The organism is Sphingomonas sanguinis NBRC 13937 (assembly GCF_001591005.1).
Classification (GTDB): Bacteria; Pseudomonadota; Alphaproteobacteria; order Sphingomonadales; family Sphingomonadaceae; genus Sphingomonas; species Sphingomonas sanguinis.
Genome location: NZ_BCTY01000098.1, coordinates 1 through 2706, shown reverse-complemented (window position 1 = coordinate 2706; position 2706 = coordinate 1). Strand labels below are relative to the sequence as shown.

At 63.4% G+C, this 2706-nt stretch carries 3 protein-coding genes; 1 reads left to right on the top strand and 2 read right to left on the bottom strand.

Annotated elements, in window-relative coordinates; genetic code table 11:
- Positions 1–46: 46 nt before the first annotated feature.
- Positions 47–322: an HU family DNA-binding protein gene (locus SSA01S_RS18660; RefSeq protein ID WP_061781591.1), complete on the bottom strand. Its 276-nt coding sequence runs from the start codon at positions 320–322 to the stop codon at positions 47–49.
- A 421-nt stretch (positions 323–743) separates the two neighbouring features.
- Between SSA01S_RS18660 and SSA01S_RS18655 the strand changes: the two genes are divergently transcribed.
- Positions 744–1256: a Ros/MucR family transcriptional regulator gene (locus SSA01S_RS18655; protein WP_061781590.1), complete on the top strand. Its 513-nt coding sequence runs from the start codon at positions 744–746 to the stop codon at positions 1254–1256.
- 4 nt (positions 1257–1260) lie between these two features.
- On the opposite strand, the gene SSA01S_RS18650 is transcribed toward SSA01S_RS18655, so the two are convergent.
- Positions 1261–2520 (bottom strand): tyrosine-type recombinase/integrase, encoded by a 1260-nt coding sequence (locus tag SSA01S_RS18650; protein WP_082795196.1) that lies wholly within the window; start codon positions 2518–2520, stop codon positions 1261–1263.
- Positions 2521–2706: the final 186 nt, after the last annotated feature.

Sequence of the window (2706 nt, the reverse complement as noted above, 5' to 3'; positions counted from 1 at the left end):
GCTTATAGCGCCGCCCCGCCCGACGTGCGGGCGGAGCGACAGAAGCTTATCCGTTGAGCTTGTCCTTGACGGCCTTGGCCGGCGCAAAGCCGAGCTTCTTGGACGCGGCAATCTGCATGGCCTCGCCGGTGGCGGGGTTACGACCTTCACGTGCCGGGCTGTCCTTGACCTTGAACTTGCCAAAGCCGTTGACGGAAATCTCGTCACCGGCGACCGCGGCCTCGACGATGGCGGCAAAGACACCGTCGACGAGCTTGCGGGCATCAGCCTTGCTGACGTCGTGGCTGGCAGCGATACGGTCGGCGAGGTCGGAATTGTTCATGTCATGCTCTCAAGTTGTGGAGCGGCCTCCATATGCGCGGGTTTGGGTGCTACGCCACCCACATCTCGAAGACGGAACAAACCCACCGCCTGAGCATGCGCTTGGGATGGCTGAGATAACGCTTGGCATATACCGCCGTTCGTGCCGCCTCACCGATTTGATCCGAACGGGGCAGCTTGCATATCGTGAATGGAAGGTACGTCGCTAAATAAACAACGATGTCTCCAACCGTATGAGACAAATCAACGATTCACTCCGCGTGATAGCGCGATGAAACACATCGGCCGTATATCGGAACAAATCGTCGCTTGACGCCGTGTCCTTATTGCTGCTGCAAGGCCGTTGCTGTGACATGGCCGTTTACGGTTCCCCGGAACCGCGCAGCGTTTCAACACTCCTGCCACTCCCATCTGGATAGACCATGGCTGACGAAACCATCACCGACACCGCGCATGCGGTCGAACTCGCCACCGAACTGACCATTGCCTGGCTGGGCAATCCCAACACGCGCATCGACGCCGAGCAGGTCCCGGCTTTTCTGGGCAGCATGCACAGCGCCATCCTGAAGCTGGCCGGCGGCAGCGAGTCGGCGGCAGCAGACGCTGTCGACACCACCGAATACACGCCTGCGGTATCGGTGCGGAAGTCGCTGGCTTCGAAGGACCACATCCTCTCGATGATCGACGGCAAGCCCTACAAGACGCTGCGCCGTCACCTCGCCACCAACGGCCTGACGCCGGAGGAATATCGCGAGCGCTATAACCTCAAGGCTGACTATCCGATGGTGTCCGAGACCTATTCGGAAAGCCGCCGCGCGATGGCCAAGAAGATCGGCCTCGGCCGCAAGCCGGGCACCAAGGTCGCAGGCGCAGCCAAGCCCAAGGGCGTGAAGGCCGCCAAGAGCGCTGCGGCCGCGCATCTGTCGGGCGAGTGACCGGTCAGGCAGGGCTGGCTTCAAGACAGCCCTGCCTGCTACTCCCGACTGACGCCAAGACCACCTCGTCGGCAGCTGGCGCTGCAGTCAGGTGGCTTTGGATAAAGCTAGCCCAGTCCGCGAGCATGCGCCGACGGGGGGAAAGATAGAGCGCGGCGTTATACGCCCCCCTCACCTCGTCCCGCTCGACATGGGCGAGCGCCATCTCGATCCAGTCGGGCTGATAGCATTCGGCCTCATTGGCCCAGGTTGAGGCGAGCCCACGAAAACCATGTACGGTCTGGCGGCCGCGATAGCCCATCCGGTAGCAGGCATAGATCATCGTGTTCTGCGAGATGGGCTGGTCGGGCTTCTCGCCGACAAAGACATAGTCCGCCGAGCTATAGACCCGCACCTCCTTGAGCAGCGCGACAACCGCGGGCGCCAGCGGCACGACATGCTCGCGCCCCATCTTCATGCGCTCGGCAGGCACCCGCCAGAGCGGCGCAGGTCCATCGAGATCCTCGAACTCCTTCCAACGGGCATGACGCGTCTCGTTGGTCCGCGCCCAGGTCAGCAGCGTGAACAGCAACGCCGCCCGGGTCACCGCGCGACGCCGCGGCGTCTCCTCGCCGTCATAGCTGTCAATCGCACGGATCAGCGCTGGCAGCTCGCTGCGGCCAATACGCGGCATATGCCGGGTACGCGGCTTGGGCTTGAGCAACTGGCCGAGATGCTCGGCCGGGTCGCGCTCGGCCCAGCCATGCGCGATGGCAAAGCGGTAGATCTGGCTGACATGCTGCTTCAAACGGCGGCTGACGTCGAGCGCGCCGCGCGCCTCGACCCGCCGCACCATTGCCAGCACATCGGCCGGCGTGATGACGGACAACCCCAGCTTGCCGAGCACGGGAAAGGCATCGCGCTCGAGCCGGGTCAGCAGCCGGGCGGCATGCCCGGCATCGAGCGCGTCCAGGCGGTGGCCATGCCATTTGCGCGCCGCTTCCTCGAAGGTCATCTGCGCCCTGGGCTTGTTGCCCGCGCCAGGATCCCCCCCCTCGCCCAGCACCACTTTGGCCTTGGCGCGGCGCAGCCGCGCCTCGGCGAGTGAGACCGCCGGATAGGCACCAAAGCTCAAGAGCTTTTCCTTGCCGCCATAGCGGTATTTCATCCGCCAGAGCTTGGAGCCATTGGGGCGGACGAGAAGGTAGAGGCCTTCGCCGTCGGTGAGTTTATAGTCTTTTGCCCGCTTGGTGGCGTAGCGGACTTCGAGCTCCTTGAGGGCCATGGGGGTATCTCCTGCCGAGGCCGGGATGATACCCACGAAAATACCCCCAAAGGCAAATCGACGTCCTGGCATCGCCGGGGCAGAAATGAACCGCCCTGAGCGTCCGCGACTCGGGGCTAAGTCACGCAAAACAAGCACAAAAAAACCGCCTCGGGATGATCCGGGCGGTTATGGCATTGGAAAGTA